General features: G+C 53.8%; 18 protein-coding genes. 8 read left to right on the top strand and 10 right to left on the bottom strand.

Annotated features, from left to right (window positions below; genetic code table 11):
* Nucleotides 1-4 precede the first annotated feature (4 nt).
* A complete protein-coding gene (locus ACX9GT_RS17990; RefSeq protein ID WP_473188043.1) occupies nt 5-565 on the bottom strand; it encodes a bactofilin family protein in 561 nt (186 codons plus the stop codon).
* A 487-nt stretch (nt 566-1,052) separates the two neighbouring features.
* On the opposite strand from ACX9GT_RS17990, the gene ACX9GT_RS17985 reads away from it, so the two are divergent.
* Nucleotides 1,053-1,559, top strand: a complete 507-nt coding sequence (locus ACX9GT_RS17985; RefSeq protein ID WP_473188042.1) for a DUF1993 domain-containing protein — start codon at nt 1,053-1,055, stop codon at nt 1,557-1,559.
* A 47-nt stretch (nt 1,560-1,606) separates the two neighbouring features.
* On the opposite strand, the gene speG is transcribed toward ACX9GT_RS17985, so the two are convergent.
* The 3 genes from speG to purM form a co-directional block, all read right to left on the bottom strand.
* Nucleotides 1,607-2,146 carry a spermidine N1-acetyltransferase gene (speG, locus tag ACX9GT_RS17980; protein ID WP_473188041.1) on the bottom strand — a complete coding sequence of 180 codons (540 nt, stop codon included), beginning with the start codon at nt 2,144-2,146 and terminating at the stop codon, nt 1,607-1,609.
* 114 nt (nt 2,147-2,260) lie between these two features.
* Complete coding sequence (gene purN / locus ACX9GT_RS17975; RefSeq protein ID WP_473191633.1) at nt 2,261-2,899, bottom strand: phosphoribosylglycinamide formyltransferase; 639 nt, start codon at nt 2,897-2,899, stop codon at nt 2,261-2,263.
* On the bottom strand, nt 2,899-3,936 hold the full coding sequence (gene purM / locus ACX9GT_RS17970) for a phosphoribosylformylglycinamidine cyclo-ligase (RefSeq protein ID WP_473188040.1): 1,038 nt from the start codon (nt 3,934-3,936) through the stop codon (nt 2,899-2,901). Before purM ends, purN begins: the two co-directional genes overlap by 1 nt.
* A 342-nt stretch (nt 3,937-4,278) precedes the next feature.
* On the opposite strand from purM, the gene upp reads away from it, so the two are divergent.
* Together upp and uraA are read left to right on the top strand one after the other, a co-directional pair.
* Entirely contained in the window at nt 4,279-4,905 is a 627-nt protein-coding gene (gene upp / locus ACX9GT_RS17965) for a uracil phosphoribosyltransferase (RefSeq protein WP_473191632.1), read from the top strand.
* A 206-nt stretch (nt 4,906-5,111) separates the two neighbouring features.
* Nucleotides 5,112-6,401, top strand: coding sequence for a uracil permease (gene uraA, locus ACX9GT_RS17960; RefSeq protein WP_473188039.1), 1,290 nt, complete (start codon nt 5,112-5,114; stop codon nt 6,399-6,401).
* A gap of 55 nt (nt 6,402-6,456) precedes the next feature.
* On the opposite strand, the gene ACX9GT_RS17955 is transcribed toward uraA, so the two are convergent.
* Both ACX9GT_RS17955 and ACX9GT_RS17950 read right to left on the bottom strand, forming a co-directional pair.
* Entirely contained in the window at nt 6,457-6,660 is a 204-nt protein-coding gene (locus tag ACX9GT_RS17955; protein ID WP_473188038.1) for a hypothetical protein, read from the bottom strand.
* Nucleotides 6,644-6,940: a hypothetical protein gene (locus ACX9GT_RS17950; protein ID WP_473188037.1), complete on the bottom strand. Its 297-nt coding sequence runs from the start codon at nt 6,938-6,940 to the stop codon at nt 6,644-6,646. Before ACX9GT_RS17950 ends, ACX9GT_RS17955 begins: the two co-directional genes overlap by 17 nt.
* On the opposite strand from ACX9GT_RS17950, the gene hda reads away from it, so the two are divergent.
* Complete coding sequence (hda, locus tag ACX9GT_RS17945; protein ID WP_473191631.1) at nt 6,856-7,557, top strand: DnaA inactivator Hda; 702 nt, start codon at nt 6,856-6,858, stop codon at nt 7,555-7,557. The two genes, ACX9GT_RS17950 and hda, sit on opposite strands and share 85 nt — an antisense overlap.
* A gap of 15 nt (nt 7,558-7,572) precedes the next feature.
* On the opposite strand, the gene arsC is transcribed toward hda, so the two are convergent.
* Together arsC and bepA are read right to left on the bottom strand one after the other, a co-directional pair.
* Nucleotides 7,573-7,926, bottom strand: coding sequence for an arsenate reductase (glutaredoxin) (arsC, locus tag ACX9GT_RS17940; protein ID WP_473188036.1), 354 nt, complete (start codon nt 7,924-7,926; stop codon nt 7,573-7,575).
* Nucleotides 7,927-7,947: 21 nt separating this feature from the next.
* A complete protein-coding gene (gene bepA, locus ACX9GT_RS17935) occupies nt 7,948-9,417 on the bottom strand; it encodes a beta-barrel assembly-enhancing protease (RefSeq protein ID WP_473188035.1) in 1,470 nt (489 codons plus the stop codon).
* A gap of 313 nt (nt 9,418-9,730) precedes the next feature.
* Between bepA and ACX9GT_RS17930 the strand changes: the two genes are divergently transcribed.
* Complete coding sequence (locus tag ACX9GT_RS17930) at nt 9,731-10,807, top strand: AI-2E family transporter (protein WP_473188034.1); 1,077 nt, start codon at nt 9,731-9,733, stop codon at nt 10,805-10,807.
* A 50-nt stretch (nt 10,808-10,857) separates the two neighbouring features.
* Here the strand turns inward: ACX9GT_RS17930 and bcp are convergent, their stop codons facing one another.
* The gene (gene bcp / locus ACX9GT_RS17925; protein WP_459401781.1) at nt 10,858-11,322 is read right to left on the bottom strand and encodes a thioredoxin-dependent thiol peroxidase; all 465 of its coding nucleotides are present in this window, start codon (nt 11,320-11,322) and stop codon (nt 10,858-10,860) included.
* Nucleotides 11,323-11,324: 2 nt separating this feature from the next.
* A complete protein-coding gene (locus ACX9GT_RS17920) occupies nt 11,325-11,912 on the bottom strand; it encodes a glycine cleavage system transcriptional repressor (protein WP_473191630.1) in 588 nt (195 codons plus the stop codon).
* A 127-nt stretch (nt 11,913-12,039) separates the two neighbouring features.
* Here ACX9GT_RS17920 and dapA point away from each other — a divergent pair, with 127 nt between their 5' ends.
* The 3 genes from dapA to purC all read left to right on the top strand — a co-directional run bounded on the left by dapA (nt 12,040) and on the right by purC (nt 15,021).
* Nucleotides 12,040-12,921, top strand: a complete 882-nt coding sequence (gene dapA, locus ACX9GT_RS17915) for a 4-hydroxy-tetrahydrodipicolinate synthase (protein ID WP_473188033.1) — start codon at nt 12,040-12,042, stop codon at nt 12,919-12,921.
* Between the two features lie 140 nt (nt 12,922-13,061).
* The gene (gene bamC, locus ACX9GT_RS17910) at nt 13,062-14,114 is read left to right on the top strand and encodes an outer membrane protein assembly factor BamC (RefSeq protein WP_473188032.1); all 1,053 of its coding nucleotides are present in this window, start codon (nt 13,062-13,064) and stop codon (nt 14,112-14,114) included.
* Nucleotides 14,115-14,307: 193 nt separating this feature from the next.
* Nucleotides 14,308-15,021 (top strand): phosphoribosylaminoimidazolesuccinocarboxamide synthase, encoded by a 714-nt coding sequence (purC, locus tag ACX9GT_RS17905; RefSeq protein WP_473188031.1) that lies wholly within the window; start codon nt 14,308-14,310, stop codon nt 15,019-15,021.
* Nucleotides 15,022-15,040: the final 19 nt, after the last annotated feature.

Below are 15,040 nucleotides of genomic sequence, written 5' to 3'. Positions count from 1 at the left end.
GGTTTTATTTGGCTTGCTTGTTTGATGGTTCTGGCTGGTTTTCGGGTTCAGCGGAGCTAAGCGCGGTTTTCAACGGCGTGACTTTGGTTTGAACCGCAGGCTGCGCTTTCTGCATCAGCTGTGACTGGCCGATAAACACGCCGCCTTTCTCGATCGAGATTTCGTCGGCAAAAATATCCCCACGCATGCTGCCTTTAGGCTGAATCGACAGCGAGTCGGCGTAGCAACGGCCTTCAACCGAACCGTTGATCATGATCTGCTGCGCGCGGATCTCGCCTTTAACATTGCCGCTGTTCTCAATACGCACCATGTGCATACAGATGATGTTCCCTTCCACCTTGCCTTCGATAATGATATTGCCGTCACCTTCGATAACGCCAGTGAACTGAGCACCATTAGAGACAAAGGTGTCTTTCTTGGCCCGGATCGGTTTGATGGCATCAGCAACGTCATTTTGCGCCGTGGATTCAGATTGCATCATCGCCTGTGATGCCGCAGGTTGGTCAATCACCTCTGGTGCAGTTGACTCACTGGTGGATTTTTTCTGTTTATTGAATGACAGCATTTTATTCATCCTTGGGATTTTGTAGATAAACGCAAGAGTTACTAACAGCAGAACGACCAGAGCCGTGAGCAGCGTTCGGTTTAAGTAAGTGCCACTGGTGCCGATCTCCGTCAGCCAAAGCATGATGAGCAATGCCCATAATACCCATACACACCATAATAAGTTGTATTTACGCATGTTTTTCAGGCCGGTTGAATTCCATTTGCAGCGCAGGACGGGGAATTGTGTTGCCTGTCCGCTGCCACTGTTTCTGTAGGGGGCTATCCGTAGTGGCTGGAATGATACCTAACAATGGGCATTAAATCATCATTCGGTTTGTTTATCAGAATTAGTAAGAACACGCATTTTCAATTAAGAGTTAAATAATAATATGATTTTTATGACTATTCCCCTGATTGGCATAAATCGCTAAACAATTCGGCAACATTGAGCTGGCGGAAAGCGTAAGATTCGAGCAGGAAACTCGTTGCTAAACTCAGGAGGTTTTATGTCATTGTCAATTTATGCCCATTCCCCTGCACAGTTCGTTCGTGGTTTGCAGAATCTGTCGTCTTTATTAAAGAAGGGCGAACAGTTTCTGCATGAAAAACAGTTGGCTGAAAGCACGCTGTTAGACGCGCGGCTGGCAGCGGATATGTTCCCTCTGCTGCGACAGGTGCAGATCACCAGCGATACCGCGAAAGGTGCCGTTGCCAGACTGAGCGGGCAGGAAGTGCCAGCGATGCCGGACAACGAGGCGAGTTTTGCCGAGTTGCACCAGCGTATCGAGAAAACCATTGCCTATCTGCAACGTTTCCAGCCGGAAGATTTTGCCGACGCTGACGGGCGCACCATCACGTTGCAGAGCAAATCGCGGGAGTTCAGCTTCACCGCGGAAGGATATCTGCTGACTTTTGCTATCCCCAATTTCTATTTCCATCTGACCACGGCTTACGCCATCCTGCGTCATCAGGGCGTTGAACTGGGCAAAATGGACTACTTGGGTAGCGTCTAATGTTATAGCCAACCGGGGAGCTGTTCGCTCCCCGGTGTGTGCTGATTTTAGCGGGCTGGCGGCGTTTTAAACTTCGCCAGATACTGCGGTTGGAAGATACACATGCGCAGCACGGTGCGGTACTCGCCGTTAACGAAAAATTCATCAATCAACTCGCCTTCCACTTCGAACCCCAATTTGCTGTAAATGTGAATCGCTTTCGGGTTCTCTTTGTCGACGATCAGATACAGCTTGTAGAGATTCAGCACGGAAAAACCATAATCCATTGCCAGTTTGGCGGCGGTGCTGGCGTAGCCTTTGCCCTGATGGGCCGGATCGATGATGATTTGGAATTCGGCACGGCGGTGGATGTGATCGATCTCCACCAGTTCAACCAGGCCGACTTTGGCCCCTTCGTGTTCGATGATGAAGCGCCGCTCGCTCTGATCGTGAATATGCTTGTCGTACAGATCGGCTAGCTCGACAAAGGCTTCATATGGTTCTTCAAACCAGTAGCGCATCACGCTGGCGTTGTTATCCATCTGGTGAACGAATGCCAAATCGTCCCGTTCCAGTGGGCGTAGTTTGACGCTGGTGGTGCTCGGCATATCTTATCCTCAACATGATAAATATGCGCAAAGTATAACGCCGGGTGTTGGATTAGGACGAAAAAAAACGGTGCCACTCAGGGCACCGTTTAGGCTGCATTCAGATTACAGGCGCTAGTCCGCCGCATATCCTTGCGCTGGCAAGCGCTCACCGTCCAGCCAGGCCGCGTTATCATGCATTGCTAGCCGCCCGGCAACAAACCAGTTCACCACCAGAGGATAAATGTGGTGTTCCTGAGTTTGCACACGTTCGATCACTTCATCTTCCTCGTCACCGGGGAAAATGGGCACTTTGGCTTGCAGGATCACCGGGCCACCGTCGAGCTGTTCAGTGACGAAATGCACCGAAGTGCCGTGCTCGCTGTCGCCATTGTCGATCGCTTGCCGGTGGGTGTGCAGGCCGGGATATTTCGGTAGCAGTGAAGGATGGATATTCAGCATGCGCCCGGCATAGTGTTGGACGAATGCGTTGCTGAGGATGCGCATATAACCGGCCAGCACCACCAGATCGGGCTGATACTGGTCAATGGCCGCAGCCAGTGCAGCGTCAAACGCTTCACGGTCGGCAAAGGCTTTGGCATCGAGCGCGTGAGCGGCGACTCCGGCTTCTGCTGCGCGTTGCAGGCCATAGGCCTGGGCCTTGTTGCTGAATACCGCCACGATATTGGCGGCAATCCGGCCCTGCTGGCAGGCATCAATCAACGCCTGGAGATTCCCCCCCTGGCCGGAGACTAACACCACAATCTTTTTCATCACTGAATAATCACTTGTTGTTCGTCAGAAGAAGCGGTCAGTTTACCGATCTTCCAGGCTTTTTCACCGGCGGCGGTCAACAACGCGATGGCTTCTTCAACCGCGCTTTCCGGCAGCGCAATCACCATACCTACGCCACAGTTAAAGGTGCGGTACATCTCATGGCGGCTGACGTTACCTGCCTGTTGCAGCCAACTGAAGATCGCTGGCCACTGCCAGCTTGATTCATCAATCACCGCCTGCATGCCTTCTGGCAGCACGCGCGGGATGTTTTCCCAGAAGCCGCCGCCGGTTAGGTGAGCAATGGCATGAACGTCAACCTTGGCAATCAGTTCCAGCACCGATTTGACGTAAATTTTAGTCGGTGCCAGCAGATGATCCGCCAGTGATTGGCCTTCCAGCGTGGTTTGAGTAGGATCGGTGTTGCTGACTTCGAGGATCTTGCGCACCAGCGAATAGCCGTTAGAGTGCGGGCCGGAAGCGCCCAGGGCGATCAGTGCATCGCCAGACTGCACTTTGCTGCCATCGATGATCTCGGATTTTTCGACCACGCCGACGCAGAAACCGGCGACGTCGTAGTCTTCACCGTGGTACATGCCCGGCATTTCGGCGGTTTCGCCCCCCACCAGCGCACAGCCAGACTGTTTGCAGCCTTCGGCGATGCCGGTGATCACGCTGGCTGCGGTGTCGACGTCCAGTTTGCCGGTGGCGTAATAATCTAGAAAGAACAGCGGTTCAGCACCCTGAACGACCAGATCGTTCACACACATCGCAACCAGATCGATACCGATGGTGTCGTGGCGTTTCAGGTCCATCGCCAGACGCAGCTTGGTGCCCACGCCGTCGGTACCCGAAACCAGTATCGGTTCGCGGTATTTCTGCGGCAACGCACACAGGGCGCCAAACCCGCCCAGACCACCCATCACTTCCGGGCGGCGGGTCTGTTTAACTACACCTTTGATGCGGTCTACCAATGCGTTGCCAGCATCGATATCGACACCTGCGTCTTTATAGCTGAGAGAGGTTTTGTCGGTCACTGCGCGATCCCCACGACGATTTGCGGTTTGAAAACGGTGCTTCCGGTGTTGGTTCCGGAATAAGGCGCGGCAATTCTAACAGCGCAAGCAAACGTTTGCGAGAGCCTTATCGGCCCGCTCCTACTTTTTGCCGCATCTTTCTAGTGCCTTAGCCACTGAGGTTAGCCAGTGGTTGAGGATTCAGACACTTACCCTCAACCGTCGCCCGAGATTGATTGGGTATATAATAATTATCAATCTTTTGTTGATCTCGAACCGGCTATTGGTAGTGGCGCACGCGGGAAAAGGCGGTATAATCCCGCGATTTTTTTGGCCGTCAACCGCCTTAATAGGAGAATAATGATGAAGATCGTTGAGGTGAAACACCCGCTGGTTAAGCACAAACTTGGCCTGATGCGCGAGCATGACATCAGCACCAAACGTTTTCGTGAGCTGGCTTCTGAAGTGGGGAGTTTGTTGACCTATGAAGCGACCGCCGATCTGGTGACTGAAAAAGTGACCATCGAAGGCTGGTGCGGGCCGGTTGAAGTAGAGCAGATTAAAGGGAAAAAAATTACCGTGGTGCCGATCCTGCGTGCCGGTTTGGGCATGATGGAAGGGGTGCTGGAGCACGTACCGAGCGCGCGTATCAGCGTGGTTGGCGTTTATCGTGATGAAGAAACCCTGGAGCCGGTGCCTTACTTCCAGAAACTGGTTTCCAACATCTCAGAGCGTATGGCGCTGGTGGTTGACCCGATGCTGGCGACCGGTGGGTCGATGATTGCGACTATCGATCTGCTGAAGAAGGCGGGTTGTACCAGCATCAAGGTGCTGGTGCTGGTTGCCGCGCCAGAAGGGCTCAAAGCGCTGGAGAAAGCGCACCCGGATGTTGAGCTGTACACCGCGTCCATCGATCAGTGCCTCAATGAGAAGGGCTACATTGTGCCTGGCCTGGGTGATGCGGGCGATAAGATATTTGGTACTAAATAATTCAAATAAGCCGACCAGAGAGTCGGCTTTTTAATGCTCGTCGTCTTTCAAGCTACAGCGTTGTTGGCTGCGGGCGCTAACCCCAGTCACTTATTAAACATAAGCTCCTGGGGATTATCGCCCTTGCCGCCTAGCTGTAACTTGAAATCCATAGAGCATTCATAATCAAGCCAACACAACTGATAATAGTTCAGAGGAAAAAATACATGACCCGTCGCGCCATCGGCGTTAATGAACGCCCGCCGTTACTCCAGACCATCCCACTCAGCTTCCAGCATCTGTTCGCCATGTTTGGCGCGACCGTTTTGGTGCCGATTTTATTCAAGATCAACCCGGCGACGGTACTGCTGTTCAACGGCATTGGTACGCTGCTGTATCTGTTTATCTGTAAAGGCAAGATCCCGGCGTATCTCGGCTCCAGCTTTGCGTTTATTTCACCGGTGCTGCTGCTGTTACCACTGGGTTATGAAGTGGCGCTCGGCGGTTTTATCATGTGCGGCGTGCTGTTTTGCCTGGTGGCATTGATTGTGAAGAAAGCCGGAACCGGCTGGCTGGATGTGATCTTCCCGCCCGCGGCGATGGGGGCGATCGTGGCCGTCATTGGTTTGGAACTGGCGGGCGTGGCGGCCAATATGGCGGGGTTGCTGCCTGCCGAAGGGACTTCTGCCGATAGCACCACCATTACGATTTCCCTGGTAACGCTGGGTGTGACCGTGCTCGGTTCGGTGCTGTTCCGGGGTTTCCTGGCCATCATTCCGATCCTGATTGGGGTATTGGTGGGCTATGCGCTGTCGTTCGTTATGGGGGTGGTGGATCTGTCTCCGATCATCAATGCACCGTGGTTTGCGCTGCCAACCTTCTATACGCCGCGTTTTGAATGGTTCGCCATCTTCACCATTTTGCCTGCGGCATTGGTGGTGATTGCCGAGCACGTCGGCCACCTGGTGGTGACGGCAAATATCGTCAAAAAAGACCTGCTGCGCGATCCAGGCTTGCATCGTTCGATGTTTGCCAACGGTATCTCGACGGTGATCTCCGGCTTCTTCGGCTCAACGCCGAATACCACCTATGGTGAGAATATTGGCGTAATGGCGATCACCAAGGTGTATAGCACCTGGGTGATTGGCGGTGCGGCGATTCTGGCGATCCTGCTTTCCTGCGTGGGTAAGTTGGCGGCGGCGATCCAGGCGGTGCCAGTGCCGGTGATGGGCGGCGTTTCTCTGCTGCTGTACGGCGTGATTGGCGCTTCGGGCATTCGTGTATTGATCGAATCCAAGGTGGATTACAACAAGGCACAGAACCTGATCCTGACTTCGGTGATCCTGATTATCGGGGTGAGCGGTGCCAAACTGCATATCGGCGCAGCAGAGCTGAAAGGCATGGCGCTGGCGACCATCGTGGGTATTGGCCTGAGCCTGCTGTTCAAGGTGATCAGCCTGTATCGCCGGGAAGAAGAGGTGATCGACGTGCCGGAAGAGCGGCGCGATCACCAATAACGCTTAACCTGGCGTTGTGAGCAGAACAGGGCGGAATTATCCGCCCTGTTGGCGTTTATGGGCTAACCGGTTTCCCGGCCGGATCGTTGGCTCCCTCCGTTTCCTGCGGTTGCTCGTCCATGCTGTTAGCCGCCGAGCTATCTTGCATCTGCTTGGCACTGGCTTTGTCTGGGGTAGAGCTGGCGTTGGAAGCGTTATCGCAACCGGCTAACAGCAAGCCAATCACCGAAGCCAGTAATATTTTATTCAATGAATTCATTGTCTATTATCCTTGCCAGAATTTGGGGGGCACCGTCTAAAGTGAGCGAAGCCAAGTGCTTTGGGTATAGCAGTGATGCAGCACGATCGCCATCTCTGCTCACTATTGCGGCATAAAAACCTGCCGGTTCAACAGTTCGCGCTTTCTGTGATAGACTGGCTCTGTTTTCCTGCCAGTTTTGGTTGAGGTGCTTCTCTGAATACGCCGGCACAGCTTTCACTGCCACTTTATCTTCCCGATGATGAAACTTTTGCCAGTTTTTATCCGGGTGAGAACCCATCCCTATTAGCCGCGATCCAGTCTGCAATCCGTCAGGAACATGGTAGTTACATCTATTTCTGGTCACGCGAGGGCGGTGGGCGCAGTCATTTACTGCATGCGGCCTGTGCTGAACTTTCGCAGCTGGGCGAAGCCGTCGGCTATGTGCCTTTGGACAAACGGGCTTATTTCGTGCCGGAAGTGCTGGATGGCATGGAGCAACTGGCCTTGGTGTGCATCGATAATATTGAATGCATTGCCGGTGATGAAGAGTGGGAAATGGCGATGTTCAATCTCTATAACCGCATTCAGGAAACCGGGCGTACGCGTTTGTTTATTACCGGCGATCGTCCGCCGCGCCAGTTGAATCTGCATTTGCCGGATCTGGCTTCCCGCCTGGATTGGGGGCAGATCTACAAGCTGCAACCGCTTTCTGATACAGAGAAACTGCTGGCACTGCAATTGCGCGCCAAACTGCGTGGTTTTGAACTGCCGGAAGACGTGGGCCGGTTCCTGCTCAAGCGCCTGGATCGTGAAATGCGCACGCTGTTTATGACGCTGGATCAGCTCGATCGCGCGTCGATCACCGCGCAACGCAAGCTGACCATTCCGTTTGTGAAGGATATTCTGGGGTTATAAGGAGAGCCCGCAGGATCAGAGGATCTCCAGCACCTGCTCCGGTGGCCTGCCAATGCGCGCTTGGCTGCCTTTCACCACGATCGGCCGTTCGATCAGTTTCGGATTAGCCACCATCGCTTGCAACAGTTGCTCTTCGCTCAGGCTTTCATCCGCCAGCTTCAATTCTTTGTACAGATCCTCTTTTTGCCGCATCAGTTCACGTGCGGAACTGAAACTCAGCTCTTTCAGCAGCTTTTTCAGTTCATCTATCGACGGCGGCGTTTCCAGATACAGCACTACCTTGGGGGTAATGCCCTGCTGTTCCAGCAAGGCCAGCGTTTCACGGCTCTTTGAGCAGCGCGGATTGTGGTAGAGAGTGACGTTTTTCATTGCAATCATTCCTTGGTCAAATTAGCTGCGCTGGAACTTGCTGAAGCTCTTCTGCAACTGGCGTAACTGGTCGATACGCGCATCATAACGTGCCTGTTTCAGGCTGCCGAGTTTCTGCAAAGAGCTGGCATTGCTGAGCAAACCGATCGCCTGATCCAGGCGGCCAGCGAGCGCCAGGCTCTCTGCGCGGGCTGAAAGCTCTTCATCGCGTAACCCTTGGGCGGCGCTGGCCTGCGCCAGCAAGTCCCATCCGTTCGGATCATCCGGGTGGGCAAAGGTAAAGCGGTTAAGAATTCTTGAGGCCTGCGCCGGTTGGTTCCCCTCAACGTAGGCGTTTGCCAGGTTGAGCAGCAACACAGGGTTTTTGCTTTGCTCAGCATTAACGGCCTGTAGGCGAGCGATGGCCTGTGGGGCTTTCTGCTGGCCAAGATCGATATCGGTCATCAGGTCCAGCAGCCAGGCGTTTTTCGCATCCTGCGTCAGCAACGGCTGAATGGTATTGCGGGCTTCATCGTACTTTTTCGCTTCGTAGAACAGGATCGCCCGGCCATATTTTGCCGCCAGTTGTTCCCGCACGTTGCCTTTGCTGTAGTGATTCAGCACCTCTTCGGTCAGGCCATAGCCTTCTGAGCTGTACATGCCGAGGGTACGCACTCTGGCCAGCAGGTATTCCTGGCTGGATTGGACGAGCAGGCGCGGCATCTGGTTGGCGCGGTTGCGTGCGTCGGAAAGGCGGCTGTCTGGCAGTGGGTGCGTCAGCAGCATTTCTGGTGGTTTAGACGCGTAACGCGATTGATCCGACAGTTTTTGCAGAAAATCCGGCATGGCTTCCGGATCGAACCCGGAACGCTGCAACACCTGAATGCCGATGCGATCGGCTTCCTGTTCATTAGCCTGGGTAAAACTGATCACCCCTTGCTGAGCACCGGCCAGCGTGCCGCTCAAGGCCGCCATCCCCATGGTCGGGTTCGCCATGGCCAACAGGATGGAACCGAGCGCACCGACCCAGGTGAGCGGGGCATTGCGCTGCTGATCTTCCATGGCACGAGCCAGATGGCGCTGGGTGACGTGAGAGATTTCGTGCGCCAATACCGAAGCCAACTGGCTTTCGTTGTCGGTTTCGCGGAACAGCGCCGAATGCAGCACTACGTTACCGCCAAAGAAAGCGAAAGCGTTTATTTCGTCGTTACGCACCAGAAAGAAGTGAAACGGCGTTTTTACCGAATAGGCATTCGCCACCAGCCTATTACCCAACTGGTTGATATACTGGGTTAATAAGGGGTCGTTAATCAAAGGGGCACTGGCGCGCAGCTGCCGCACGTAAAAATCACCCATCACCAATTCCTGGCCGATACTCAAGGTGCCGCCCGCGGTGGTTCCCATGTCTGGCAGTTGGTCCTGTGTGTCCGCATTTACCGGCGTCAGCGCAGAGGCGCAAAGTGTGCCGAGCAACAGTACTGCTAACGCTGTTTTAGTCAACCGGGTGGTCATAGTCAGGAGTTTCCCTTAAATCAAAGTCATCACTAAGACGTCAGTATCACGTAAGAGTTCTTCTTGCATGCCAGACTCTCCAGTACAATCAGCGCGAAGGTGCATTGGCTCACAGAAATGCACTTTTTGCGCAGCGTGCGTCTGAATGGGCTAACACCCTTTCATCATAGCCAGCCACCGCGCGCAATGAAACGTTTGCCCGGCGATAATCGGGCTAAAATTGTGTTAAAACAAATAACAATGTTATGCCTGCTGGGCCACACAGGGAAAGGCGGAAGCATACTCTCATTGACGGAATAAGGAGTAATCTCTGATGTTGGAGATGTTGTTACAGTGGTATCGCCGCCGTTTTACCGATCCGCAGGCCATCGCGCTGCTGGTGATCCTGGTTGCCGGGTTCTGCATTCTCTATTTTCTGCACGGTATTTTAGCCCCGTTATTGGTGGCAATTGTCCTGGCTTATTTACTGGAGTGGCCGACCGCACGCCTGCAACGCCTGGGCTGGTCACGCACCTGGGCGGCAAGCATGGTGCTGGTTGTGTTTGGTGGCATTACGTTACTGCTGGTATTTGTCGTTGCCCCAACGGCCTGGAAGCAGGGCATCAATCTGATGACCGATTTACCGGGCATGCTCAACCAGTTCTATAACTATGCGACCACCTTGCCCAAGCGTTATCCGGCGTTGGTGGATGCTGGCATTATCGACATGATGGCAGAAAACCTGCGTAGCAGGCTGTCTGGCATGGGGGAATCGGTGGTCAAGTTTTCACTGGCGTCGTTGGTTGGGTTGCTGACGCTGGCGATCTACCTGATTCTGGTACCGCTGATGGTGTTTTTCCTGCTCAAAGATAAAGAGCAGATGCTCAACGCGGTGCGCCGCGTGTTACCGCGCGATCGCGGGCTGGCAGGGCAGGTGTGGATCGAGATGAACCAGCAGATCACCAATTATATCCGCGGCAAAGTGCTGGAGATGGTGATCGTTGGTATGGCGACCTATCTGGTGTTCTTTATTCTGGATATGCGTTACTCGTTGCTGCTGGCGGTGCTGGTCGGTTTTTCCGTTTTGATCCCCTACATTGGCGCGGTGCTGGTGACGATCCCGGTAGTAGTGGTAGCGATGTTCCAGTGGGGCATCGGGGCCGATTTCTGGACGCTGATTATCGCTTATCTGGTGGTTCAGGGGCTGGATGGCAACCTGCTGGTGCCGATTCTGTTCTCTGAGGCGGTCAACCTGCACCCGCTGGTGATCATCCTTTCGGTGGTGATCTTTGGCGGCCTGTGGGGCTTCTGGGGCGTATTCTTTGCCATTCCGCTGGCGACGCTGGTGAAAGCGGTGATTCATGCCTGGCCGGATGACATATTGCTGGATGCGGGGGAAGAAGCGAAATAAGGCGGAAAAACAAAGCGCAGCGGGGTGCTGCGCTTTGGATTAATCGATTATTACTGTTTCAGGTAATTGATAACGATGTCGTGATGATTGGTGGTCTTGAAATCATCAAACACTTTCTCAACCTTGCCGTTGGCATCGATCAGGAAGCTGATGCGGTGGATGCCATCATAGGTTTTCCCCATGAAGGTTTTTTCACCCCAGACGCCAAACTGCTGTGCGACCTGATGATCCTCATCAGATAACAACGTGAAGTTGAGCAACTCTTTTTCGGCAAAACGTGACAGTTTTTCCGGTTTATCGGTGCTGATGCCAAGCACTTCGACACCAGCCTGTTTCAATTCGTCCATGTTATCCCGCAGGCCACAGGCTTGCACGGTGCAACCCGGCGTCATGGCTTTAGGATAAAAATAGACCAGAACTCGCTGTCCCTGGAAGTCGGCCAAATGAATTTCCTCGCCATCCTGGTCGAGTAAACTAAATTTTGGCGCTGTATCACCGGCTTTCAATGGGCTCATCACTACTCTCCATCTTTCTCATCATGCTGTGGATAGTTCACAACGCTAATACTGCCTTGCGCATTCAATTCTGTACATAGGCGATGAAAGGCTTGTTCGATATTTGATGCATCCTGATTGCCGGAGCTGTGCGCCGTGATCTGGATGTATAGCTGTGGCGGCAGATCGCCTTCCGCTGGCTGAGTGCGTGACACCAGCTCGGCGATGTTCATCTGGCTGGAGTCAAACAGACCGGTAAAGCGCTCAATGATGTGCGGGGAGTCTTTCACTTCCACCTGAACCCACACCGCCGCGGGCATTGGCGGCCTTTCGTGCGAGTTTGTGCGTTTCATCACGATCAGTAAATCCAGCTCCGCGCCTTTTTGCGGCAAAGTGGATTCGATCAGGGTAATCGCGTTCCAACTGCCAGAAAGCAACATGATGAAGGTAAACTCTTCACCCAGGATGGCCAGACGGCTATCTTCGATATTGCACCCGCAACTGCTGACGTGGCGGGTGATGGTGTTGACGATTCCGGGGCGATCGGCGCCCAGTGCGGTAATCACGAGATAGTGTTCATCTGGCTTAGGCAAAATGGAGCTTCCTGTCATGCTCAATGGGATTACCATGGTAAACATAAAAAAAACCGCCTGCCAAGCGCTTACAACACGTTGTTTGCTTGCTTTTGGATAGGTGTCAAAAGTACCATGAGTCACTTGTTTGTGGAGGGGACGGCCAATGTTTACGGGAAGTATTGTTGCACTGGTTACGCCGATGGACACCAAAGGTGCTGTCGATCGTGCGAGCCTAAAAAAACTGATTGATTATCATGTAGCCAGTGGGACTGCGGCTATTGTTTCCGTAGGGACTACCGGAGAGTCCGCCACGCTTGCCCATGACGAGCATGTCGACGTGGTGTTGCAGACGCTGGAGCTGGCCGCAGGCCGCATTCCGGTGATCGCCGGAACCGGGGCGAACTCGACCAGCGAGGCGATCTCGCTCACGCGGCATTTCGGCAATACCGGCGTAGTGGGCTGCCTGACGGTAACGCCTTACTACAACCGGCCAACGCAGGAAGGGCTGTATCAGCACTTTAAAGCCATTGCTGAAAGCACCGATCTGCCACAGATCCTGTATAACGTGCCTTCGCGTACCGGTTGTGACATGCTGCCGCCGACGATCGCGCGTTTAGCCAAAATCAAGAATATTGTTGCTGTTAAAGAGGCAACAGGGAACTTAAGTCGCGTAAGTCAGATCCAAGTGCTGGTTGAAGATGAAAGCTTCACTCTGCTGAGCGGCGACGACGCCAGCGGCCTGGATTTCATGCAACTGGGCGGTCAAGGGGTGATTTCCGTCACGGCCAACGTAGCGGCGCGTGAAATGGTAGAACTTTGCCGTCTTGCGGCCCAAGGCAATTTTGCCGAAGCTCGCCGCTTGAATCAGCGCTTGATGCCGTTGCATCAGGATTTATTTGTAGAACCCAATCCAATCCCGGTGAAATGGGCCTGTAAGGCATTGGGATTGATGGCAACCGATACGATGCGTCTGCCTATGACGCCGTTAACCGACGCTGCCCGTCCTGTGGTGGAGCGTGCGTTGAAAAGCGCCGGTTTGCTATAACCCCAAGTCGCTGAAGTTGCAGCAATGTGGCACGTACAGACATCCCCGGCGCTGGCTAAACCCAGCGGTCGGGGTGTTGTGTGTAACCCATATGGCTGCCGCTGTAGGTACGATGGGGATATCATTCTTAGGGAGATTTGATGGCTTATTCATTGCAAAAGTCGACGGTAGCAACAGTCGTGGGGTTAGCGCTTGTCATGACGCTGGCGGCCTGTTCCTCCGATCAACGTTACAAACGCCAGGTCAGCGGCGATGAGTCCTATCTCGACGCTGCACCGCTCAAACCGTTGAGCGCACCGGCCGGTATGAGCCTGCCAGTGCGATCTGGCGATCTTGAAGTGTCGGCCAGTGCGCAAAAAGGCCCGGTCGGCAAGCAACTGGATATCCGGCCACCGTCGCAACCACTGGCCTTGTTGAGCGGTTCCCGCAGCCAGAACAGCGGGAATAGCGGCACGCTGCTGCTGGAAAACAGCCCGCAGAACCAGAACCTGTGGCCACGCATTGTCAGTTCGCTGCAAGCGAAAAACATGGTCATCGCTTCCCAGCAGGAAGCCAGTCAGACGCTGACCACGGATTGGGTGAAGTGGAACCGTCTGGATGAAGATACCCAGTACGAAGGCCGCTACCAGGTCAGCCTGCAGAAGCAGGGTTATCAGCAGGCGTTGGTGGTGAAAACGCTGGGGTTGCGCCAACAGGGTAAAACCGAAGAGGTGACCGATCCTTCCGAGATTCAGCGTTATAACAGCATGATGATGAACACCATCGTCGAAAGTCTGGATAAGCAGGACAGTTTGACCAGTAGCCGCGCAGCAAGCGGTATTGGTGCGTTGGATGTGCAGAGTGGTGCGGATGACGTTGGCTTGCCGGTGCTGATCGTGCGTGCGCCGTACGCCGCTGTATGGGATCGCTTGCCAGCGGCCTTGGAAAAACTGGGGATGAAAGTGAGCGATCGCAGCCGTCCGCAGGGCACCGTGGCCGTAACCTATAAATCCTTGAGCAGTAGCGACTGGGATGCCTTGGGTGTGAAAGATCCAGAGTTGAACAGCGGTGATTACAAATTGCAGGTCGGGGATTTGAATAACCGTACCAGCTTGCAATTCATCGATTCGAAAGGGAAACCGTTGCCTCAGGGGCAGAATGATGCTCTGGTGGCGGCATTCCAGGCGGCTTTCAGCAAAACCAGCGTTAAATAATCAATCATCAAGGGGCTACGGCCCCTTTTTGTTTTGCCGAAACGGTATCGTTTGCGTCACGGGTTTGGCACAATAGTCGCCAGCACGCCCAAGAATTTATTAGGTCAATTCTGTACCCGGTAGGTTGTCAACCGCAGCGCAATAACGCCGCCGTTTGGCAACCGAAAGGTATAACCTCACTGGAGTAAGTAAGATGCAAAAGCTAGCTGAGTTGTATCGCGGAAAGGCGAAAACCGTCTACACCACCGAAAATCCGGATCTGCTGGTGCTGGAATTCCGTAACGATACGTCAGCACTGGATGGTCAGCGCATTGAGCAGTTCGAGCGCAAAGGGATGGTGAACAACAAGTTCAACCATTTCATTATGAGCAAGCTGGAAGAAGCCGGTATTCCGACGCAGATGGAACGCCTGCTGTCAGACACTGAAGTGCTGGTGCAAAAGCTGGACATGGTGCCGGTTGAGTGTGTGATCCGTAACCGCGCAGCCGGGTCTTTGGTTAAACGCTTAGGGATTGAAGAAGGCCTGCCGCTTAATCCGCCGCTGTTCGATCTGTTCCTGAAGAACGACGCTATGCACGATCCGATGGTCAACGAATCCTACTGCGAAACCTTTGGCTGGGTGAGCAAAGAGCATTTGGCACGCATGCGTGAATTGAGCTACAAAGCCAATGACGTGCTGAGCAAACTGTTCGATGACGCCGGTTTGATCCTGGTGGATTTCAAACTGGAGTTCGGCCTGTTCAAGGGGGAAGTGGTGCTGGGTGATGAGTTCTCGCCAGACGGTAGCCGCCTGTGGGACAAAAATACCCTGGATAAAATGGACAAAGACCGTTTCCGCCAGAGCCTGGGTGGCCTGATCGAAGCCTATGAAGAAGTCGCCCGCCGTATCGGTGTGAAGCTCGATTAACCTCATTCCTACCATATTA

The sequence above is a fragment of the Serratia sp. YWN4 genome (assembly GCF_055790845.1).
This window is presented reverse-complemented; position numbering and strand designations above follow the sequence as displayed.